This is a genomic window from Mycolicibacterium brisbanense, from assembly GCF_001570425.1.
GTDB lineage: Bacteria > Actinomycetota > Actinomycetes > Mycobacteriales > Mycobacteriaceae > Mycobacterium > Mycobacterium brisbanense.
On record NZ_BCSX01000034.1, the window covers coordinates 1 to 21,367 of the forward strand.

The window sequence follows — 21,367 nt, forward strand, 5'->3', positions numbered from 1 at the left end:
CGGGGGTGAAGCTGATGCCGGGGTTGATTTCGGTTTCGTCGCTGATGATGCCGCAGCCGATTTGGGCGCCGGCTTCCAGGGTGCCGCCGGTGAGTTTGGTTTTGCCTGAGCCGCTGACGTTGCCGGTGAAGGTGCCGCCGACGAGGTATTCGCGGGAGGACACCGCGGTGGTCAGTGGGGCGACGGGCAGCAGGGTTTCGTTGGAGCCGACGACGGTGACGTGCCAGCCGTCGGGGGTGTCGAGGACTCCGGGGGGTGAGGAGGGCACGGCGCCGGTGTCGGCCGGGGGCGGGGGTGGTGCGGCGGCGTCGGCGACGGGTGCGGCGGGGTCCGGTGGTGGTGGTGGCGGGTCGGCCGACGCGAGGGGCGTCACCGCTACCGGGGCCAACATGCACACAGCAGCCAGGGTGGCGAAACGATTCAACATGCGGGTTTATGCGCCTCTCGTGGTTGAAATCCGGGGAACGACATAGTGCTTCGGATCCCGGTACTGCCGGGTATCTGTCGCGTCGAATCATGGACGCGTCGAGTTTCCAAACGGTGAACGAGTGGCCAACAATTCGGGCCGCGTTCCCATCTAGTGGGCATCTCGAACCACCCCTTCCGTCTGCCGTGCGACACATATATAAGGAACAGCGCAGTTAAATGGATGGTCTACCGTTGGCCGTCCGAGTTCGACACCCGTGGCACGGGATGGATGGCATCTCGATTTGATCGGTTACCCGACTGTTCACCTTTTGGACATCTGAACCACCGACCGTGAGGGAGGCTTGGGGGGTAAGGCGGACGTGTCGATGACGCGCGGACGCGAATGTGGGCGGATTGTCAACGGATTCACGGAGGAAGCTTTGATGTCGTCTCAGGTGTACGAGCGAGGGTTTGCGGGGCTGCTCATTGCCTTCGGCATCGGGTTGGCCGGCATGCCCGCTGCGGTCGCGGACCCTGCAGACGCATCGGGTGCGCCGGGGCCGGCGGCCCCTGCCATTCCCGACTTGCCTCCGGTCACTGCTGGTGTACCGGCCGCCGGGCCGGTGTCCATGCCGGTCTCCACGGCGGACGATCCGGGTGCGCCTGCAGTCACTGCCTGTTCGCAGTTCGCCAATGCTCTGGACTCCGCGTCGACCTACTACGGCGACTTCGCGGATTCGATCGAAGGCCTGGAGCGGCCCGACTACGGAGATCCGACCATCAGCACCACCAACACCAGCGGTCGGACCGCGCTGCGCGAAGCCGCCGCGACAGCCATGAGTGCCGCTGGGACACCGGGACTTTCGCCGGACATCGCGAACCCGATGCGGTCGTGGTCCTTCGGAGCCACGAAGCTGCTGCTGAAAATGGGGCTGCGCACCGGTGGCCAGTCGCTGAATGACACTGCCACGCAACTCAACAACGACGCCAGCAACGCGCAGATGGCCTGCGCTGCCGCGGGTACGCACGCCTGACGGCAGTCATCCGACACACACTGCTCCGCCGGTTTTCGCCACGTTCGACAAGTACTCACCCAGCGCGCTCATGCGCGCCTTCAGTAAGGACAACCGTGATCCGGCTTGCCGTTTCGTTGCTCATGCTCGTGCTGTTGGCAACTGCCTGTGCCGGTAATGGCGACAAGGCCCAAGGACCGCCGAAGGACGTGCCCGCGTCCGCACTTGAGGGGCTGCTGCTCAGCCCCGACGAGATCAATACGCTCATGGGAACCCAAGGGATGGTGGCCCATCCGCCGGTCACCGAGATGGGGGATCATCGCAATCTGCTGCCCAATCTGAATTGTTTGGGCGCGTGGCAGGTTGACGAGTCGGCCATCTACGGCACCAAGTGGACAGCCATGCGGCAGGTGTTGCTGCGGGCACCCGACACCGACGACTGGAACAACCTGGTGGTGCAGTCGGTGGTCATCTTCCCGTCACCGCAGGATGCCACCGATTTCCTGAACCAGTCGGCAGACCGCTGGTCCAAGTGCACCAATCACCACGTGAACATCACCCTCAACGGTCAACCTCTGCCCAAGTGGACGAGCGGTGATCTCACGAAGACCGATTCCGAACTCACCATGCCGTTCACCCGCGTCAACGGCGACCAGACCCGGGCCTGCCAGCGTGCACTGGCTGTCGCCGCCAACCTGGTCATGGACATTCAGGCCTGCAAGCCGGACGGTTCGTCGGTGACCCAGGCCGCCGACATCGTCGACAAGATCAAGGCCGCAATGCCTCGGTAGCGGTGCTCACGACGCGGCAGCGGGTAGTCTGGGCCACGCAGCTGGTTTGTCGGTGCAGGTCCAGGCCCGTGCCGACATCGAACGCCGCACGCTCGGACAGGTGCGACGTGAGAGGGAACCCGGTGAGAATCCGGGACTGTCCCGCAGCGGTATGCAGGAACGACCGCCGTCATCAGCACTGGCCCGCACGTAATTTCGGGGCTGGGAAGCGACGGCCACTAGGTGCACGAGTTCTCGTGCGTGCCTGCGAGTCCGAAGACCTGCCAGCCGTACCGGGCGCGCCGCGCCCGGTGGTTCATCGCCTCGCGGAATGGGCAGTGGCCGAACGCGGTTCACTCGTGGCGGGTGACCGTGCTCGGCTCGACGCCCCCCTGGCGGTGACCATCCCGTCGCACGCCCAAGGACGTCGTCATGAGCACAACCGCTGCACCTTTCACCGCCACCATCCTCGGGTCGCCCCGCATCGGCCCGAACCGCGAACTCAAGCGCGCGGTCGAAAAATACTGGGCGCGCCGCATCGACCGCGCAGAACTCGAGACCGTCGCCGCCACCCTTCGCCGCGACACCTGGTCATCCCTCGTCACGGCGGGGCTGGATTCCGTGCCGGTCAACACCTTCTCCTACTACGACCAGATGCTCGACACCGCTGTGCTGGTCGGTGCGCTACCGCCGCGGGTGGCCGGCGTGGCCGACGACCTGGACCGCTATTTCGCGGCCGCACGCGGCAACGACGAGATCGCCCCGCTGGAGATGACGAAGTGGTTCGACACCAACTACCACTACATCGTCCCTGAGATCGGTCCACGAACCACCTTCGCGCTCAACCCGGCCAAGGTGCTCGGCGAGCTGGAAGAGGCTGCTGCCCAAAGGGTTCCAGCGCGCCCCGTGATCGTCGGCCCGATCACGTTCTTGGCCCTGTCGAAGCCCGTCGACGACGCAGGCGCCCCGATCTCTCGGCTCGACGAGCTCGTCGACGTGTACGCCGAACTGCTGGAGTTGTCGGCAGGCAAGGGCGTCACCTGGGTGCAGCTCGACGAGCCCGTCCTCGTGACCGACATCCTGCCCAACGCCGCCGAGTTGGCCGAACGCGCCTACGCCCGGCTCGGTGCGTCGACCAAGCGGCCCTCGCTGTTCGTCGCAACGTACTTCGGTGAGCTCACCGATGCTCTCCCGGCGTTGGCTCGGACCCCGGTCGAGGCGATTGGCGTCGACCTGGTCGCGGGATCGGGCGCTGCGGTGGCCGCAGTGCCGGAACTCGCCGAGAAGCTGCTGGTGGCCGGGGTGGTGGACGGCCGCAACATCTGGCGCACCGACCTCGAAAGCGCCATCGACAAACTGGCGAACGTGCTGAAAAGCGCTGCATCAGTAGCGGTTTCCACGTCGTGCTCGACACTGCACGTGCCCTACACGCTCGACGCCGAGGACGGCATCGATGCGGCGTTGCGCAGCTGGCTGGCCTTCGGATCCGAGAAGGTCGGTGAGGTGACCACCCTGGCGCGTGGGCTCAAGGACGGCCGCGAGGCCATTTCGGCCGAGATCGCGGCGTCCAACGAGGCCATCGCGTCACGCAAGGCCGATCCGAGGCTCAACAACGGCGAGGTTCGCACACGGCTCGCGGCTATCCGGGCCTCGGGGGCCACGCGGGGTCCCGCTGATCAACGCCGTGCGGCACAACAGGATCGGTTGAAGTTGCCTGCCCTGCCCACCACCACGATCGGGTCCTACCCGCAGACCACGGCCATCCGCGTGGCGCGCGCGGACCTGCGGTCCGGCAAGATCGATGCGGCCGAGTACGAGCGTCGGATGAAGGCCGAGATCGCCGACGTGATCACGCTGCAGGAGCAGTTGGGCCTCGACGTCTTGGTGCACGGTGAACCCGAGCGCAACGACATGGTGCAGTATTTCGCCGAGCAGCTCGACGGGTTCTTCGCGACCCAGAACGGCTGGGTGCAGTCCTACGGCAGCCGGTGCGTGCGCCCGCCGATCCTGTACGGCGATGTGGCCCGGCCGAATCCGATGACGGTCGACTGGATCACGTACGCGCAGTCACTGACCGCCAAGCCGGTCAAGGGCATGCTCACCGGCCCCGTCACCATCCTGGCGTGGTCGTTCGTCCGCGACGATCAACCGCTGGCGGATACCGCGGACCAAGTGGCACTGGCGATTCGGGACGAGACGGTCGATCTGCAGTCCGCGGGCATCGCGATCATCCAGGTGGACGAGCCCGCGCTGCGTGAGCTGCTGCCGCTGCGGTCCAAGGACAAGGAGGCCTACCTGCGGTGGGCGGTCGACGCGTTCCGGTTGTCGACCTCAGGTGTTGCCGATGCAACCCAGATCCACACGCACCTGTGCTATTCCGAGTTCGGTGAGGTGATCGGGGCGATCGCCGACCTCGATGCCGACGTGACATCGATCGAGGCCGCGCGTTCGCACATGGAGGTGCTCGGCGATCTCAACGATGCCGGCTTCGCGAACAGTGTCGGCCCCGGCGTCTACGACATCCACTCACCCCGGGTGCCCGGGGTCGATGAGATCACGGCGTCGCTGCGTGAGGCGCTGAAATCAGTTCCTGCTGAACGGCTCTGGGTGAATCCTGACTGCGGCCTCAAAACCAGGGCCACGCCGGAGGTGACGGCTTCGCTGCAGCACATGGTCACCGCTGCCGCCGCGGTGCGCTCGAGCTGAGGACGGTCTGCCGTCCGTTGTGTCGCCGACGATCTCACCGGCGACACAACGGACGGTGCGTCCTAGGGCGTGCCCGAGTACGGCAGATTGCTGCTGGTCTGTGGGTCGATCTGAACGGGGCGTCCCACGTACGGGAAGGCGCGTTGCGGACAGGCCGGCCGATCGCAGATCCGGCAGCCGGCCCCGATCGGCACCGTGGCTTCCGGATCGCCGAGGTCGACGCCGACCGCATACACCAGCTTGTCGGCATGCGCGAGGTCGCAACCCAGGCCGATCGCAAAACTCTTCGGCGTGCCCAGATACCGGCTCGGTGTCGATGTCGAGGTCTTGGCGATCCAGAAGTAACTCCGGCCGTCGGGCATCTGGGCCACCTGGGTCAGGAATTGGCCCGGCCGGGAAAAGGCGTGATGCACCACCCACAGTGGACAGTTTCCCCCGACCCGGGAGAAGTGGAATGCCGTGGCGGACTGTCGTTTCGAAATGTTTCCCGCGCTGTCTGTGCGGACGAAGATGAACGGGACCCCGCGCGCATCCGGCCGCTGCAGCGTCGACAAGCGATGGCAGACGGTTTCGAATCCGACCTCGAAGCGCCGCGCGAGTTGGTCGATGTCGTAACGCAACTCCTCGGCGGCCGACAGCACCATCCGATACGGCAGCAGCAGGGCGCCGGCAAAATAGTTCGCCAGGCCGATCCGGGCGACATCCTTTGACTCCGAACTCAATTGGTCATCGGACGCGACGATGGTGTCGATGAGATCCGAGTGGGACAGCAACGCGATCTGGGTTGCCAACTGGAATGCTCGCTGACCGGGCAGCAGCCATCGCGCGACATGAAGGGTGCGGGCGTCGCTGTGGTATCGACGCTTTACGTTGGGGCCCAGGATGGCGCCGTCGTCGACCACCACGGTTATGCCGAACTTGGCCGACAGCAGCTCGGCCAGCTGGTTGTCCAGCCCGCCGATGTGCAGGCCGTGCGCGGCGAACAACTCCTCGGCGGCTCGGTCGAGCGCGTCGATGTGGTTGCGGCGGTCGTAGAAGAAGTCGCGCACCTCTTCGAACGGCATGGGCAGCTGGGCACCCGTGTGCACATCGCGGCTCGCCCGGTCGTGCACGGCCTCCAATTCCGCGGTGGCGTCATGCAGGCGCCGGTGCAGGCTCACGATGGTCTGGGCCGTTTCGGGCATCCGGGCGACGAGCTCTTCGATCTGCGCGGCGGTCGCGTCGGTGAGGATTTCGCGGAGGTCTGAAATGAGCCGCGCGTCGGCGTCGGGTGCGAAGTAATGCGTCGGTAGGTCGAATCGCTCGGAGAGCGCGAGCAAGACCGGGACGGTGATCGGTCGCTGGTCGTTCTCCAGCTGGTTCACATAGCTGGTGGACAGGCCGAGCGCGCGCGCCAGCGCGACCTGCGTGAGGCCTTGCTCGTCTCGGAGCCGTCGGAGTCGGGCGCCCGCGAATGTCTTCGCCACTGCCCTCAGGCTACCGCGCGCGTTTTACACAACATTCGCAAACGTGGTCTGCCAAGGACACAAAATTACGCATTTACAGGTTCTTTCAGGCGTTTCTCGTTATGCGTACCGTGCGGATCATGCTTGTTCACGACGTCCGCACCCGGCGCAGTGCCGAGGACTTTCCCCGCAACGAACACCTCGCTTGGAAGATCGCCGAGGTCGCCGCCGACCCTGTGGCCGTGCCGCCGGAGACCGAGGCGATGGTGATCAACCGCATCATCGACAACGCCGCCGTATCGGCAGCGTCGGTGATCCGCAGGCCCGTCACCGTCGCCCGGGCGCAGGCGCTCGCCCATAAGGCCCGCCAGGGTGCTGCGGTGTTCGGCGTCGACGGCACGGTGTCGGCGGAATGGGCGGCGTGGGCCAACGGGGTGGCCGTGCGCGAGCTGGATTTCCACGACACCTTCCTGGCCGCCGAGTACTCGCACCCCGGTGACAACATCCCCGCCCTCGTGGCGGTGGCTCAGCAGCTCGGCGTGCGCGGAGCGGACCTGATCCGCGGTATCGCGACGGCCTACGAGGTGCAGGTCGACCTGGTGAAGGGAATCTGCCTGCACGAGCACAAGATCGATCACGTCGCCCACCTCGGGCCGTCGGTTGCCGCCGGCCTCGGCACCATGCTGCGCCTGGACCCGGAGACCATCTACGCGGCCATCGGCCAGGCTTTGCACCTGACCACCGCCACCCGCCAGTCCCGCAAGGGCCTGATCTCCAGTTGGAAGGCTTACGCGCCGGCGTGGGCAGGCAAGGTCGCCATCGAAGCCGTCGACCGGGCGATGCGTGGCGAGGGTTCGCCCGCCCCGATCTGGGAGGGCGAGGACGGCGTGATCGCCTGGTTGCTGTCGGGTCCGGAGCACACCTACCGGGTGCCGTTGCCCGGCCCCGGCGAGCCCAAGCGCGCCATCCTGGACACCTACACCAAGGAGCATTCGGCGGAGTACCAGAGCCAGGCGCCGATCGACCTGGCCCGCCGCATGCGCGAACGCATCGGCGATCTCGACGAGGTCGCGAGCATCACGCTGCACACCAGCCATCACACCCACGTGGTGATCGGCACCGGATCGGGCGATCCACAGAAGTTCGATCCCGACGCGTCGCGCGAGACGTTGGACCACTCGGTGATGTACATCTTCGCCGTCGCGCTGCAGGATGGCAGCTGGCATCACGAGCGGTCATACGCGCCCGAGCGGGCCCACCGGCCCGACACCGTCGAATTGTGGCGCAAGATCAGCACTGTCGAGGATCCGGAGTGGACGCGTCGCTACCACTCCACCGACCCTGCCGAGAAAGCGTTCGGGGCCCGGGCCGTGGTGACGCTGAAGAACGGCGAGACGATCGTCGACGAACTCGCCGTCGCCGACGCGCATCCTCTGGGAGCCCGGCCCTTCGGCCGCGAACAATATGTGGCCAAGTTCGCCGAGCTGGCCGATGGTGTGGTGGAACCTGAAGAGCAGCAACGGTTCCTGTCGACCGTGGCCGGCATCTCCGACATCAAGCCTGGTGGGTTGAACGCACTGAACGTACGGGTCGATGAGCGGGTGCTGGAGAAGGCTCCGACGGTGCCCTCGGGGATTTTCCGATGAGCTCGGGCCTGCTCGCATCGGCAAGTTCGGCCGCCGAGAAACGAGCACGCTTCCGTGCCGGGCTGAAATCAGGCACACTGCAACGCTTTCCAGGTGCTTTCTCGCCGCTGGTCGCTAAGCTGGTCGCCGAGATCGGTTTCGAGGGCGTGTACGTCTCGGGCGCGGTGCTGTCGGCCGATCTGGGGCTGCCCGACATCGGCCTGACCACGCTGACCGAGGTCACCGCCCGTGGTGCGCAGATCGCGTCGGCGACGGACCTGCCCACGCTGATCGACGCCGATACCGGCTTCGGTGAACCGATGAGTGCTGCGCGCACCGTCACACAACTCGAAGATGGTGGTCTGGCTGGACTTCACCTGGAGGACCAGGTCAATCCCAAGCGGTGCGGTCACCTCGACGGCAAGGCCGTCGTCGAGACCGCGGAGATGGTCAAGCGGTTGCGGGCAGCGGTGGCGGCCCGGCGTGACCCGAACTTCGTGATCTGTGCGCGCACCGATGCCGCGGGCATTGAGGGGATGTCTGCGGCCATCGACCGGGCCAAGGCCTATGCCGATGCCGGTGCCGATCTGATCTTCACCGAAGCACTCGGTACGCCTGCTGAATTCGAGCAGTTCCGCGCCGCGGTCGACACACCGCTGCTGGCCAACATGACCGAGTTCGGCAAATCCGATCTGCTGACCGCGCGCCAGTTGGCTGACATCGGGTACAACGTGGTCATCTATCCGGTCACCACGCTGAGGCTGGCGATGTACGCCGTCGAGGTCGGCCTTCGCGAAATCGATTCAGCGGGTACGCAATCCGGCCTGCTCGAGCAGATGCAGCACCGCAGCAGACTCTACGAGTTGCTGCGCTACTCCGAGTACAACCAATTCGACTCCGACGTCTACAACTTCTCGCTGCAAGGGACAACGCGGTGACTGTCACAGAGAGCAAGCCCAAGATCTACAAAGGACTGGCGGGAGTGGTGGTCGACACCACCGCCATCTCCAAGGTGGTGCCCGAGACCAACACCTTGACCTATCGCGGGTATCCCGTGCAGGATCTCGCCGCGCACTGCAGCTTCGAACAGGTCGCCTATCTGCTGTGGCACGGTGAGCTGCCGACGGATCAGGAGTTGGCGCTGTTCGAGCAGCGGGAGCGGGCGTCCCGGCGGTTGAACAGGTCACTGCTGTCGCTGTTGGACAAGCTCCCGGACAACTGCCACCCGATGGACGTGGTGCGGACCGCCATCAGCTATCTCGGCGCGGAGGACCCTGACGAGGACGACAGCAGCGCCGAAGCGAACTACGCCAAGTCGCTGCGGATGTTCGCGGTGCTGCCGATCATCGTGGCGGCAGACATGCGCCGGCGGCGCGGCCTTGAGCCCATCGGCCCGGATTCGCACCTGAGTTACTCCGAGAACTTCCTGAACATGTGCTTCGGCGATGTCCCAGATCCCGTGATCGTCAAGGCCTTCGAGCAGTCGATGATTCTCTACGCCGAGCACAGTTTCAACGCGTCGACCTTTGCGGCCCGCGTGGTCACCTCGACGCAGTCCGACATCTACAGCGCGGTGACCGCGGCGATCGGTGCGCTCAAGGGTTCCCTGCACGGCGGGGCCAACGAGGCGGTCATGCACGACATGATGGAGATCGGCTCGGCTGATCGCGCCGCGGAGTGGTTGCACGACAAGCTGTCCCGCAAGGAGAAGGTGATGGGTTTCGGCCATCGGGTGTACCGCAACGGTGACTCCCGGGTGCCGACCATGAAGGCGGCTCTGCAGCAGGTCGCCGCGGCCCGCGACGGGCAGCGGTGGCTCGACATCTATGAACGGCTCGAACAGACCATGCGTGCCGCCACCGGGATTCAGCCCAATCTGGACTTTCCGACCGGCCCGGCGTATCACCTGATGGGCTTCGACATTCCCAGCTTCACACCGATCTTCGTGATGAGCCGCATCACCGGCTGGACTGCCCACATCATCGAGCAGGCCGGCTCCAACGCGTTGATCCGGCCGCTGAGCGAGTACAGCGGTCAGCCGCAGCGCGCGCTGTCGTGAGCGACACGGGTGTGCTGATCGCCCCTATGCAGCCCACCTCTCGATGAGTTCTCGGGCCATCACTGGTCACAGTGGTACAACTACTGACTGATCGGGAGAGAACGCGTGGTGCAACTGCTCAAAGTCCAGAATTTCAACGTCTCCAGCGACGGTTTCGGCGCAGGCGAGAATCAGAGCCGCGAGCGGCCATTCGGCCACGCCGACCCCGCGGACATGTTCTCCTGGGCCGGTGCCACTGCCAGTTGGCCCACGCGCACCGACCCGGGTGGCAGTCGCGGCCTGGACGACTATCTGACCCGCGACTTCGCCAACAACATCGGCGCGGAAATCATGGGACGCAACAAGTTCAGTCCATACCGGGGTCCATGGGAGGACCACGAATGGCAGGGCTGGTGGGGCGAGGAGCCCCCGTTCCACACCCCGGTATTCGTCATGTCCCATTACCCGCGGGCGTCATTCAGCCTCTCCGACACCACGTTCCACTTCGTCAACGCCGACCCGGCCACCGTGCTCGACCAGGCGCGCGAGGCGGCGCAGGGCAAGGATGTCCGGCTCGGTGGAGGCGCCAGCACCATCCGACAGTTCCTCGATGCCGACCTGGTCGACACGCTGCACGTGGCGGTGTCGCCTGTCGAGCTGGGAGCCGGATCCCGCCTGTGGCAGTCACCGGACGAGTTGGACGACCGGTTTCACCACGACATCGTGCCCAGCCCCAGTGGCGTCACCCATCACTTGTTCTGGCGCAGATGACGGAACGCCGGCTGGCTAATCGATGGTGATGACGTAGGTGCCGTCGTCGTCGCGGGTGATATCGGCGTCGTTGGTGTCGACCCAGAGGCTGGGGCTACCCGGCTCACCCAGGTAGGCGTTCTGCACCGTGCCACCCGGTTGCATGTACACGGCCCACTGCTGTCCCGAACCGAGCGCCGACAGCGTCACCACCGGTGTGCCGTCAGCCCGCCGGATTTCCAGGGTGTGGGCGTTGAAGTCCTCTTCGGACAACTTCGTGTCGTCCTCGTCGAGGTCGTAGTCATCGTCAGGGTCCAGTCCGTTGTCATGCACGGGTGCGCACGCTACCTGGTTGTGTGGGTGGGCACTACGCGTCTTCCGGCAGCTCCGAGTCGACGTCGACCTCCGAGGCGATGACGGTGTCGGCGGGGGCGGCCCGCTCCCACACCACTGCGCCCACACACGCCGACAACACCCACCCGATACCGCTGACTCCGCACCACGTCATCAACGCCATCGCCACGCCGATCGGGCCGAAGCCCTCCCACCCGCGCAGCAACGGCGGGAACGCCACCCGGGCGGCGAGGGGGAGTGCTAGCCCGTTGATGAGAACTCCGCCGAGCCCGGTGAGCGCGAGGTAGCGCATGCCGCGAGCGCCGTCACGGACGAGCAGAACCGGTGTGAGCGACCAGAAGATCCACACCGGCACCAGCGCCAGCATGAACAGCAGCGGCCGGAATGAACCGGGGTGGTCATGGTCGAGCGCGATCAACCCGCGCACGGCGAGCATGCTCAGATACAGCACGAACCAGATGACACCGCGCAGCAGCCGTTGTCCCAGTCCGAACTGTTCCCGGCGCCAGGCCTTGGCGAAGATGCTGGCGATGGTGATGGACATGGGGATTCCCCAGACCAGGAACCCGGCGACCCCGATGAAAGTCCAGCTCGACCGGAATGCCGAGGAATCGCCGAATGCCGCGCGCACCCTGTCGGTCAGTGGGCTCACCAGGCCGACCTCGCGGCTGAAAACGACGCCCGGGCTGGCATTTTCGGCGAACCCGGCGAAATAGTCGAATCCGATGATCATCAACGGAATGACCGTCGTGAACAACTGGACCGATACGAGCGTGCCCAGCGTTCCGCCGTCGATCTCGCGGTAGCGGGACGCGACGGCCGCCGTCAGGCCCTCCTTGCGCAGCTCGGCCAGCTGCCGGTAGCGCTGCGCGAGCCGCTGGCGGACGTCTTCTCGTTTCGGGCGTGTGCTCATATCAGAGCGAGATTCTTGCGCACGGTCGCCCGCGCGAAGCGTCCTAGTCCGCGGTGTGGACGATGAGGATGTCGACCTTGGCTCGACGGGCGACGTTGGCCGGCACCGAACCCAGCAGCCGGCCGGCGACCGAGTCCAGCCCGACGTCTCCGACGACCACCAGATCGGCCTTGGTCTGTTCGGCGAGTTTCACCAGTGCGTCGACCGGTGCGCCTTCGAGCGCCCGCTCATCGATGTCGTGGACACCGACCGCCTTCGCCCGGTCGCGCGCCTCCTGGAGGATTTCATAGATGTGGGCTGCCCCGTGCATCTTGTAGCCATCGCCGCGCAGGCTGTCGGCGGCGCGGGGATCTTCGACATGATCGTGGGACGGCGGCCGTGACCAGCCGCCCTTCTCGACGTGAGGCTGGTACGCGCTCGCGACGATCAACTTCGCGTTGTCCTGTGCGGCGATCATCGCGGCGCGGTCAACCGCTCGCATTGACGAGTCCGAGCCGTCGGTCCCGACAACTACCGTCCGATAGGTGCTCATGGCGTCTCCAAGCTGCCGGTTTGCGAGAACAATCAGGACATTAACGCGTGTCAGGCCGGTTCACATCAGTCTTGCGTCAAGGGGAAATGTGGTGTCGTACCGTCGCGCCTGCGCGCCATGACCGCCGGATTTCGGCGACTCCCGAAAGTATCTGGGCTCCCGACCTTTTCGACGCGGCAAGCCGGCATTGCGCCAAGTGGTCGGTGACGGGCGCCTGCCGGCGCACGTGGCCCGCGACGACCCGACCGAAGCCGCCTGCCGGTGACCGGCACGGGTGCGGCAGCTGAATTCTCGATGCCGCCTGTGTGCGATGCCGCCGTGCGCAGGGACTCGGCACGCCGCCGGTGGCAACGCCGTTAGCGCATCTTCGCAGCTCGCTTCAACTGCGAAGACAGATTGCGCCCCCGGCAGGGATCGAACCTGCGACCAACCGCTTAGAAGGCGGCTGCTCTATCCGCTGAGCTACGGAGGCAACGCGGCTGAAGTGTATCTTCCCTGCCCGGGTGGACCGCCAATCGTCACACCCGGCAAAGCTGGCCCGCGGTCATCGACTGCGGACTAGCGTGGACGCTGCACTTGGCAGGCGGGGAGGAAGAGGGATCGCGTTATGAGTGACGTGCCGGAGTTGGACGCGGCCGGATTGCCCGAGGAACTGAGTGCCGTCGACCAGCTCCTGCATCGCGGGGAGGCCAATCCTCGCACCCGTTCCGGAATCATGGGGGTTGAGATCCTCGACACCACCCCGGACTGGGAGCGGTTCCGCACGCGCTTCGAGAACGCGTCGCGCAAGGTGCTGCGCTTACGACAAAAGGTGGTCATGCCGTCGCTTCCGACGGCGGCACCACGCTGGGTGGTGGACCCGGACTTCAACCTCGATTACCACGTGCGGCGGCTGCGGGTGCCTGCCCCGGGCAGGCTTCGCGATCTGTTCGACGTCGCCGAGGTGGCGATGCAGTCGCCGCTGGACATCTCCCGGCCGTTGTGGAGTGCGACGCTCGTGGAAGGTCTCGAAGGTGGCCGCGCCGCGACCATCCTGCATCTGAGCCACGCGGTGACCGACGGCGTCGGCAGCATCGAGATGTTCGCCAGCATCTACGACCTGGAACGCGACCCTGAACCCACTCCGGCTCCACCGCTGCCCATCCCGCAGGATCTGTCGCCCAATGACCTGATGCGCCAAGGGCTCAACCGACTTCCGGGGGCCATCACCGGCGGCGTGCTCGGGGCGCTGGGCGCCGGAGTTCGCGCCGCGACGCGGGTGGTGCGCGACCCGGTCTCCGCAGTCAGCGGCGTGGTCGATTACGCCATGTCGGGGGCGCGGGTGATGGGTCCGGCAGCCGACCCGTCACCATTGCTGCGTCGGCGCAGCCTGTCGTCGCGCACCGAGGCGATCGACATCAAATTCAGCGACCTGCACCGGGCGTCCAAGGCCGTAGGCGGCTCGATCAACGATGCTTACCTGGCCGGACTGTGCGGTGCGCTCAGGCTTTATCACGACGCGATGGGTATCCCGATCCAGAACCTGCCGATGGCGGTACCGGTGAACCTGCGCTCGGAGGACGATCCGGCAGGCGGCAACCGTTTCGCCGGGGTGAACATCGCGGCACCGGTCGGCATCGTCGATCCGGAGCACCGCATGAAAGCGGTTCGCACCCAGATGACGAGCAAGCGCGAAGAGCGTGCCATCGACATGGTCGGCGCGATCGCCCCGGTCCTCAGCTTCCTGCCGGACAACTTCCTGGAATCGGTGGCGGGCAACGTGGTGCACTCGGACGTGCAGGCCAGCAATGTGGCGATGTACCCCGGCGACACCTTCATCGCGGGCGCGAAGATCCTGCGCCACTACGGCATTGGGCCGCTGCCCGGTGTGGCGATCATGGCGGTGCTGATTTCGCGGGGCGGCTACGTGACCGTCACGACGCGTTACGACCGCGCGTCCATCACCAACGAGCCGCTGTTCGCGCAGTGCTTGCTCGACGGCTTCGACGAGGTGCTCGCGCTCGGGGGCGACGGTCGTGCGGCCCCGGCCACGTTCACTGCCGAGGCGCCTGCTCCGGCCGAAACCGCGTCGAATGGGAGCACAGCACAGTGACGTCACCAGGGCGCTCAGAAAAGTTGAAGCAGCGGCTGCCGGGCTCGTTGGCCGAAATCGAGGCGAGCCCGGAAGGCCCCGAGATCGGTGCGTTCTTCGATCTCGACGGCACGCTGGTGGCGGGGTTCACCGGGGTGCTGATGACGCAGGACCGGTTGCGGCGCGGGCAGATGAGTGTGGGCGAGTTCATCGGGATGGTCCAGGCGGGGCTGAACCATCAGCTCGGACGCTCCGAATTCGAGGATCTGATCGGCAAGGGCGCCCGCATGTTGCGCGGGAATTCGATGAGCGATCTCGACGAGCTGGGGGAGCGGTTGTTCGTTCAGCATGTACGGGACCGGATTTACCCCGAGATGCGGGCCATGGTGCGGGCGCACATGGATCGTGGCCACACCGTTGTCCTCAGTTCTTCGGCGCTGACGGTTCAGGTGGAGCCCGTCGCGGGATTCCTGGGTATCGACAACGTGCTGTGCAACAAGTTCGAAACCGACGAGAACGGCCTGATCACCGGTGAGGTGCAGACGCCGGTCATCTGGGGTCCCGGCAAAGCCCATGCGGTACAGAAGTTTTCGGCAGAGAACGACGTCGACTTGGCGAAGAGCTACTTCTACGCCGACGGTGACGAGGACGTCGCCCTGATGTACCTGGTGGGCAATCCACGGCCGACCAACCCGGGGGGCAAACTGGCCGCCGTCGCCGCCAAGCGAGGCTGGCCGATCCTGCGGTTCAGCAGCCGCAGCGGCAGCAGCCCGGTGTCGCAGTTGCGCACCGCCGCGGGGTTCGCCTCGATGATGCCGCTGGCTGCGGGCGCTGTCAGCTGGGGCCTGCTGAACCGCAGCAAGCGCAGTGGCGTCAACCTCTTCACGTCGCTGATGGGCCGGGTTCTGCTGGGCGTCACCGGCGTCAACCTCAACGTGCTGGGCAAGGAGAACCTGACCGCCAAGCGGCCTGCGGTCTTCATCTTCAACCACCGCAACCAAGCCGACCCGGTGATCGCGGGAACACTGGTCAGCGACAACTTCACCGGGGTCGGCAAGAAGGAACTCGCCAATGACCCGCTGGTCGGCACGCTCGGCAAGGTGATGGACACCGCGTTCATCGACCGGGATGACCCGGAGAAGGCGGTCGAAAGCCTGCACAAGATCGAAGAGCTTGCCCGCAAAGGACTTTCGGTCCTCATTGCCCCGGAGGGAACCCGGCTGGACACCACCGAGGTGGGCCCGTTCAAGAAGGGGCCGTTCCGTATCGCCATGGCCGCGGGTATCCCCATCGTGCCGATCGTCATCCGCAACGCGGAGGTGATCGCGGCCCGCGACTCCAGCACCATCAATCCCGGGACGGTCGACGTCGCGGTGTATCCACCGATCCCGGTGGACGATTGGACCCTCGACGAGCTGCCGGACCGTATCGCCGAGGTACGGCAGATCTTCCTCGACACGCTCAAGTCGTGGCCCGATGACGAGCTGCCGACCTTTCCGATCTACGACCGGCCCCGCTCGCTCAAGCCGAAGATCCGTAGCGTGCCCAAGAAAAGCGGTGCCGCAGAAAACAATTCGGGCACCGGTCGGGCTGTGAAGGGTCGGCCGTGACGGCGCCCCAGGACTATTTCGCCAGTTTCAGCACCGCCGACGATGCCCTGGTGCTCGCGTCGGTGTCCTCGCCGGCAGAGCTGGAACTGCTCAACGACTGGCTACGGAGGCACCGGCGCGAGCATCCCGATTCCAAGATCGACGTGTTGCAGCTCCCCGCGACCGACGAACCGGCGCCCGGCGTCGTGGCCAGCCTGGTCGAGGAGTTGGAGGCCGACGAGGACCGGCTGGTGGTTCCGGTGCGGGTGTTCTGGGTGCCTGCCGGTCTGCCCACCCGGCTCAAGGTGGTCGGTCTGATCTCGGGCCGCGACACCTACCGGCCGCCGGAAATCCTGCAGCGCCGGATTCTGCGCAAGGATCCGTCCCGCGCGCGGGTGGTCGCCGGCGAGCCGGCCAAAGTCTCCGAGCTACACCGACAGTGGAGCGAGCAGACGACAGCCGAAAGTCCAAGGGAATTCGCACGTTTCGTGCTGCGGCGGGCGGCGCTGGCCATCGAGCGGGTGGAGCTGCGACTGCTGGGACCGGAGTACAAGTCGCCGCGCCTGATCAAGCCGGAGATGTTGGCATCGGCGCGATTCCGCGAGGGCCTGGACAAGATCCCCGGCGCCACCGTGGAAAAGGCCGGCGAGATGCTCGACGAGCTGTCCACCGGGTGGAGCCGGTTCTCGGTCGATCTGATACCCGCGCTCGGCCGGCTGTTCAGCCGCGGATTCGACCCGCGCATCGACTACGACCGCGACCAGGTCGAGAAGATGCGGCACAACCTGGAAACGCACCCCGCGGTTCTGCTGTTCTCCCACCGGTCCTACCTCGACGGCGGCATCGTGCCGCTGGCCATGCAGGAGAACCGGTTACCCCCGGTGCACACCTTCGCAGGCATCAACCTGTCCTTCGGGGTGATGGGCCCGCTCTTGCGTCACTCCGGGGTGATCTTCCTACGCCGCAAGCTCGACGACCCGCTTTACAAATACGTGCTGCGCCAGTTCGTCGGCTACATCGTCGAGAAACGGTTCAATCTCAGCTGGGCCATCGAGGGCACGCGGTCTCGCACCGGAAAGATGTTGCCGCCCAAGCTCGGTCTGCTCGCGTACGTGGCGGACGCCTACCTGGACGGTCGTAGCGACGACATCCTGCTGCAGCCGGTGTCGATCAGTTTCGATCAGCTGCACGAGACCGCCGAGTATGCGGCATACGCCCGCGGCGGCGAGAAACGGCCCGAGAGCTTCAGCTGGCTGTACGACTTCGTCAAGGCTCAGGGCGAACGCAACTACGGCAAGATCTACGTGCGGTTCCCCGAAGCGGTTTCGATGCGCCAGTACCTCGGCGAGCCGCACGGCCCCATGGTCGAGGACGAGGCCGCCAAGCGGCTGGCCATGCAGAAGATGGCCTTCGAGGTGGCTTGGCGCATCCTGCGGGTCACGCCGGTCAACGCGACGGGGCTCGTGTCGGCGCTGCTGCTCACCACCAAGGGCGTCGCGCTGACGCTCGAACAGTTGCATCACACCTTGCAGGACTCGCTGGACTATCTCGAGCGCAAGAACACCCCCGTGACCAACAGCGCGTTGCGGCTGCGGACGCTGGAGGGGGTGCGGTCGGCGGTGGACGCGTTGTCCAACGGTCACCCCGTGACCGTCGTCGAGGGCGGCCGCGAACCGGTGTGGCGGATCGCCCCGGAGAACGAACTGGAGGCGGCGTTCTATCGCAACTCGCTCATCCACGCGTTCCTCGAGACGTCGATCGTCGAGCTGGCCCTGGTTCACGCCACGCATGCCACCGACGACCCGCTGCAAGCGTTCTGGAATCAGGTCATGCGCCTACGCGACCTGCTCAAGTTCGACTTCTATTTCGCCGATTCGGCGGCGTTCCGGGAGAACATCACCGAGGAGCTGTCCTGGCACGACAATTGGGAATCCCACGTCTCGGCCGGTGGTGAGGAGATCTTCCAACTGTTGCGCGCCAAACGACCACTGATCGCCGGTGCCATGCTGCGGCCCTTCTTCGAGGCCGACGAGATCGTCGCGGACGTCCTGCGCGACGCACCCGCCGAGATCTCCGAGAAGGAGCTCACCAAGCGGGCGCTGGGACTCGGTGCTCAGCAAGTCGCGCAGGGCCGGATCCAGAGCAATGAGGCGGTGTCGGCCCTGTTGTTCGCCACGGCACGCCAGGTGGCCGCCGACCAGAATCTGCTGACACCCGCAGCCGATCTCAGCGAGCGCCGCACGGCGTTCCTGCGCGAGATCCGCGGCATCCTGGCCGACATGACCCAGGTCGAACAGATCGCCCGCGATCGCTTCTTTGCCGAGGAGCGGCGTCGCCAACGGGAGCGCGCCGGTTCGGCCTAGCCCACGCAGAGTGGGCCGGGCCACGCCATACGCTGGGAACATGACTTCTCCCGGCGCGCCGGCCGTATCAGGCGTGCGCACCAGTGCTGTGTGGCCCGTGCTCGTCGGCGTCGGGATGCTGGCCGGAACCGTCGCCGCCGGGATCGGGGCGCTCGCGCTGGCCGACGCGCTGACGGCGACCGGTCTGCCCAACCCTGGTCCCATCACCACCTACGGCCTGCCGTTCGTGCGGGCGGCCGGCGAGATCGCCGCGGTGGTCGCGGTCGGTGCGTTTCTGTTCGCCGCGTTCCTGGTGCCGCCGCAGGCCAACGGTGTGCTCGACGTGGCCGGCTACCGCGCGTTGCGGCTCGGGTCGGCAGCGTCGGCGGTGTGGACGGTGTGCGCCGCGCTGCTGGTTCCGCTGACCGTGTCGGATGTGTCCGGTCAACCGCTGCTCGAGCACCTCAGCCCGACCGATGTGTGGTCGGTGGCCAGCCTGATCGATACCGCAGGTGCGTGGCGATGGACCGCGATCCTCGCCGCTGCGGTGACCGTTGCCAGCCTGCCCGTGCTGCGCTGGGGGTGGACCCCGGTACTGCTGGGCGGATCGATGCTCACGTTGGTGCCGTTGGCGCTGACCGGGCACTCATCGGCAGGCGGCGCCCACGACCTGGCCACCAACAGCCTGTTCATCCACCTCATGGCCGCGGCGCTGTGGGCGGGCGGCCTGCTGGCGCTGTTGGTGCACGCGCTGCGCGGTCAACTCGGCGAGAACACCGCCCTGGCCGCCCGTCGGTTTTCGGCCCTGGCGCTGTGGTGCTACATCGCGATGGCGTTCAGCGGGGTGATCAACGCGCTGGTGCGCCTACAACCTGCTGATCTGGTGCGCACGCCGTACGGCCTGCTGATCGTCGCCAAGATGGTGGCTCTCGGTCTCTTAGGGGTGCTCGGCTGGGCGCAGCGCCGCAGCGGGGTGGCCGCGCTGCAGGCCGACCCGGACGCCCGGCGGCCCCTGATCCGGCTGGCACTGGGGGAGGCGGCATTGTTCGGGGCGACGTTCGGGATCGCCGTCGGGTTGGGGCGCACGCCCCCGCCACCGGAGACCAGGGTGCCCAGCGCCACCGAGGTGGCCATCGGGTACGACTTCTCCGGGCCGCCGACGGTCGCCCGCGTGCTGTTCGACTGGCGCTTCGATCTGATCTTCGGCACCGCCGCGATCATCGGCGCGGTCGTGTATGTGCTCGCGGTGCGCCGGTTGCGCCGGCGGGGCGACGCCTGGCCGGTGGGCCGGACCGCGGCGTGGCTGCTCGGCTGCGCGACGTTGCTGTTCACCACGTCGTCGGGGCTCGGCAGGTACATGCCTGCGATGTTCAGCATGCACATGATCGCGCACATGCTGCTGTCGATGCTGGTGCCGATCCTGCTCGTGCTCGGGGCGCCGGTCACCTTGGCGTTGCGCGCGTTGCCGGCCGCAGGCCGTGGGGCTGCACCGGGTCCACGAGAGTGGTTGCTGGCGGCTCTGCATTCCCCGGTGTCGAAGTTCCTGACCCAACCGGTGGTGGCGACCGTGTTGTTCGTGGCCGGGTTCTACGGCCTGTACTTCGGCGGCATCTTCGACGCCGCCGTGAGCAATCACGCCGCGCACCTGCTGATGAACGTGCACTTCCTGGTGTCGGGCTACCTGTTCTACTGGGTGGTGATCGGCGTGGACCCCACCCCGCGGCCCATCCCGCATCTGGCCAAGATGGGCATGGTGTTCGCGTCGCTACCGCTGCACGCGTTCTTCGGTGTGGTGATGATGGGCATGCAGACCGTGCTCGGCGCGACCTTCTACCGGTCCCTGCAGCTGCCCTGGCACACCGACCTGATCGGCGATCAGCACCTTGGCGGTGGAATCGCTTGGGCGGCAGGGGAAGTCCCCCTTGTCATCGTGATGCTGGCGTTGCTGATCCAATGGCGGCGCAGTGATCAGCGCACCGCCAAGCGGCTCGACCGGGCCGCCGACCGCGACGACAACGCCGAACTGGCCGCGTACAACGCGATGCTCGCCGAGATGGCCCGTCGCGACAAGCCCGCGGACTGACGAGTTATCCCCAACCTGCATTTCATCCACAACCTTGCTTTCCGGCCGCTGCCGTGGGCCGTCCTTGTCGGTGCCGCGGCGGTCAATGGCGGTGTCAGGCATCGCGGCTTTCCGGCCCCGGCGCCCACATCACCAGCGAAAGGGAATCAGCAATGTTCGAGACACCGTTCACCGTGGTCGGCAATATCGTCACCAATCCTGTCCGGCTCCGGTTCGGAGACCAGGAGCTGTTCAAGTTCCGGGTCGCGAGCAACTCGCGCCGCCGCGGCGCCGGTGGAACCTGGGAGCCCGGGAATTCGTTGTACGTGACGGTCAACTGCTGGGGAAACCTGGCCCGTGGGGTCAGCGCCTCGCTCGGCAAGGGTGACGCCGTGGTCGTCGTCGGGCACCTCTACACCAGTGAGTACGAGGACAAAGAAGGTGTGCGGCGGTCGTCGGTGGAGGTCCGCGCCACCGCGGTGGGGCCCGACCTGTCACGGTGCAGCGCGAAGGTCGAGTTGCTGCCCAGGCCGGGCGGCACGGGCACCGCGCCCGACGCGGATCAGCAGGCAGCACGGGACGGCGACGGTCCCGACGACGCTGACGATGAGGTCGACGAGACGGAGATCCCGGCGCAGGAGCCGGGGGCGCTGCCACTGTCGGCTTGACGTCACTCGGTCACGCCTAGGATGGGCGCGGGTGACAGGACTTGTGCTTCCCCCGCGCGGGCCTCGTCAGAAAGACTGGAC

General features: G+C 66.4%; 17 protein-coding genes, 1 tRNA gene and 1 riboswitch. Of the genes, 12 read left to right on the forward strand and 6 right to left on the reverse strand.

The window, feature by feature from the left end; all coding sequences use genetic code 11:
* Window positions 1–427: MspA family porin (locus RMCB_RS18455; protein WP_201028313.1), on the reverse strand; the 427-nt coding region annotated here is incomplete at its 3' end.
* Window positions 428–851: 424 nt separating this feature from the next.
* On the opposite strand from RMCB_RS18455, the gene RMCB_RS18460 reads away from it, so the two are divergent.
* From RMCB_RS18460 to metE, 3 genes are all read left to right on the forward strand, one after another.
* Entirely contained in the window at window positions 852–1,442 is a 591-nt protein-coding gene (locus RMCB_RS18460) for an Rv2240c family protein (protein WP_062830017.1), read from the forward strand.
* A gap of 95 nt (window positions 1,443–1,537) precedes the next feature.
* Window positions 1,538–2,212, forward strand: a complete 675-nt coding sequence (locus tag RMCB_RS18465; protein WP_062829953.1) for a sensor domain-containing protein — start codon at window positions 1,538–1,540, stop codon at window positions 2,210–2,212.
* Between the two features lie 81 nt (window positions 2,213–2,293).
* A riboswitch (cobalamin riboswitch) is annotated at window positions 2,294–2,494 on the forward strand.
* A gap of 129 nt (window positions 2,495–2,623) precedes the next feature.
* Window positions 2,624–4,897, forward strand: a complete 2,274-nt coding sequence (gene metE, locus RMCB_RS18470; protein ID WP_062829954.1) for a 5-methyltetrahydropteroyltriglutamate--homocysteine S-methyltransferase — start codon at window positions 2,624–2,626, stop codon at window positions 4,895–4,897.
* Window positions 4,898–4,959: 62 nt separating this feature from the next.
* Here the strand turns inward: metE and RMCB_RS18475 are convergent, their stop codons facing one another.
* Window positions 4,960–6,363: a short-chain fatty acyl-CoA regulator family protein gene (locus RMCB_RS18475; RefSeq protein ID WP_062829955.1), complete on the reverse strand. Its 1,404-nt coding sequence runs from the start codon at window positions 6,361–6,363 to the stop codon at window positions 4,960–4,962.
* Window positions 6,364–6,482: 119 nt separating this feature from the next.
* Between RMCB_RS18475 and prpD the strand changes: the two genes are divergently transcribed.
* From prpD to RMCB_RS18495, 4 genes are all read left to right on the forward strand, one after another.
* Window positions 6,483–7,988: a 2-methylcitrate dehydratase PrpD gene (prpD, locus tag RMCB_RS18480; protein ID WP_062830018.1), complete on the forward strand. Its 1,506-nt coding sequence runs from the start codon at window positions 6,483–6,485 to the stop codon at window positions 7,986–7,988.
* Entirely contained in the window at window positions 7,985–8,905 is a 921-nt protein-coding gene (prpB, locus tag RMCB_RS18485) for a methylisocitrate lyase (protein WP_029372907.1), read from the forward strand. Before prpD ends, prpB begins: the two co-directional genes overlap by 4 nt.
* Window positions 8,902–10,026: a bifunctional 2-methylcitrate synthase/citrate synthase gene (locus RMCB_RS18490; RefSeq protein ID WP_062829956.1), complete on the forward strand. Its 1,125-nt coding sequence runs from the start codon at window positions 8,902–8,904 to the stop codon at window positions 10,024–10,026. Before prpB ends, RMCB_RS18490 begins: the two co-directional genes overlap by 4 nt.
* Before the next feature lie 105 nt (window positions 10,027–10,131).
* On the forward strand, window positions 10,132–10,776 hold the full coding sequence (locus tag RMCB_RS18495; RefSeq protein WP_062829957.1) for a dihydrofolate reductase family protein: 645 nt from the start codon (window positions 10,132–10,134) through the stop codon (window positions 10,774–10,776).
* 15 nt (window positions 10,777–10,791) lie between these two features.
* Here the strand turns inward: RMCB_RS18495 and RMCB_RS18500 are convergent, their stop codons facing one another.
* The 4 genes from RMCB_RS18500 to RMCB_RS18515 form a co-directional block, all read right to left on the reverse strand.
* The gene (locus RMCB_RS18500) at window positions 10,792–11,088 is read right to left on the reverse strand and encodes a hypothetical protein (RefSeq protein ID WP_062829958.1); all 297 of its coding nucleotides are present in this window, start codon (window positions 11,086–11,088) and stop codon (window positions 10,792–10,794) included.
* 34 nt (window positions 11,089–11,122) lie between these two features.
* Window positions 11,123–12,022, reverse strand: coding sequence for a hypothetical protein (locus tag RMCB_RS18505; protein WP_029372911.1), 900 nt, complete (start codon window positions 12,020–12,022; stop codon window positions 11,123–11,125).
* Window positions 12,023–12,065: 43 nt separating this feature from the next.
* Window positions 12,066–12,554, reverse strand: a complete 489-nt coding sequence (locus RMCB_RS18510) for a universal stress protein (RefSeq protein ID WP_062829959.1) — start codon at window positions 12,552–12,554, stop codon at window positions 12,066–12,068.
* Between the two features lie 399 nt (window positions 12,555–12,953).
* Window positions 12,954–13,026, reverse strand: a tRNA-Arg gene (locus RMCB_RS18515).
* 135 nt (window positions 13,027–13,161) lie between these two features.
* On the opposite strand from RMCB_RS18515, the gene RMCB_RS18520 reads away from it, so the two are divergent.
* The 5 genes from RMCB_RS18520 (at window position 13,162) to RMCB_RS18540 (ending at window position 21,286) form a co-directional block, all read left to right on the forward strand.
* Window positions 13,162–14,646 carry a wax ester/triacylglycerol synthase family O-acyltransferase gene (locus RMCB_RS18520; protein WP_062829960.1) on the forward strand — a complete coding sequence of 495 codons (1,485 nt, stop codon included), beginning with the start codon at window positions 13,162–13,164 and terminating at the stop codon, window positions 14,644–14,646.
* Window positions 14,643–16,235 carry an HAD-IB family hydrolase/lysophospholipid acyltransferase family protein gene (locus RMCB_RS18525; RefSeq protein ID WP_062829961.1) on the forward strand — a complete coding sequence of 531 codons (1,593 nt, stop codon included), beginning with the start codon at window positions 14,643–14,645 and terminating at the stop codon, window positions 16,233–16,235. Before RMCB_RS18520 ends, RMCB_RS18525 begins: the two co-directional genes overlap by 4 nt.
* A complete protein-coding gene (locus tag RMCB_RS18530) occupies window positions 16,232–18,577 on the forward strand; it encodes a glycerol-3-phosphate 1-O-acyltransferase (RefSeq protein ID WP_062829962.1) in 2,346 nt (781 codons plus the stop codon). Before RMCB_RS18525 ends, RMCB_RS18530 begins: the two co-directional genes overlap by 4 nt.
* Before the next feature lie 40 nt (window positions 18,578–18,617).
* Complete coding sequence (locus tag RMCB_RS18535; protein ID WP_062829963.1) at window positions 18,618–20,639, forward strand: bifunctional copper resistance protein CopD/cytochrome c oxidase assembly protein; 2,022 nt, start codon at window positions 18,618–18,620, stop codon at window positions 20,637–20,639.
* Window positions 20,640–20,791: 152 nt separating this feature from the next.
* Window positions 20,792–21,286, forward strand: coding sequence for a single-stranded DNA-binding protein (locus RMCB_RS18540; protein WP_062829964.1), 495 nt, complete (start codon window positions 20,792–20,794; stop codon window positions 21,284–21,286).
* Window positions 21,287–21,367 lie beyond the last annotated feature (81 nt).

Excerpts from the sequence above, each read along its gene's own strand:
- RMCB_RS18460 (WP_062830017.1), top strand. The coding sequence starts at position 852 with ATGTCGTCTCAGGTGTACGAGCGAGGGTTTGCGGGGCTGCTCATTGCC.
- metE (WP_062829954.1), top strand. The coding sequence starts at position 2,624 with ATGAGCACAACCGCTGCACCTTTCACCGCCACCATCCTCGGGTCGCCC.
- prpD (WP_062830018.1), top strand. The coding sequence starts at position 6,483 with ATGCTTGTTCACGACGTCCGCACCCGGCGCAGTGCCGAGGACTTTCCC.
- prpB (WP_029372907.1), top strand. The coding sequence starts at position 7,985 with ATGAGCTCGGGCCTGCTCGCATCGGCAAGTTCGGCCGCCGAGAAACGA.
- RMCB_RS18505 (WP_029372911.1), bottom strand. The coding sequence starts at position 12,022 with ATGAGCACACGCCCGAAACGAGAAGACGTCCGCCAGCGGCTCGCGCAG.
- RMCB_RS18510 (WP_062829959.1), bottom strand. The coding sequence starts at position 12,554 with ATGAGCACCTATCGGACGGTAGTTGTCGGGACCGACGGCTCGGACTCG.
- RMCB_RS18520 (WP_062829960.1), top strand. The coding sequence starts at position 13,162 with ATGAGTGACGTGCCGGAGTTGGACGCGGCCGGATTGCCCGAGGAACTG.
- RMCB_RS18535 (WP_062829963.1), top strand. The coding sequence starts at position 18,618 with ATGACTTCTCCCGGCGCGCCGGCCGTATCAGGCGTGCGCACCAGTGCT.
- RMCB_RS18540 (WP_062829964.1), top strand. The coding sequence starts at position 20,792 with ATGTTCGAGACACCGTTCACCGTGGTCGGCAATATCGTCACCAATCCT.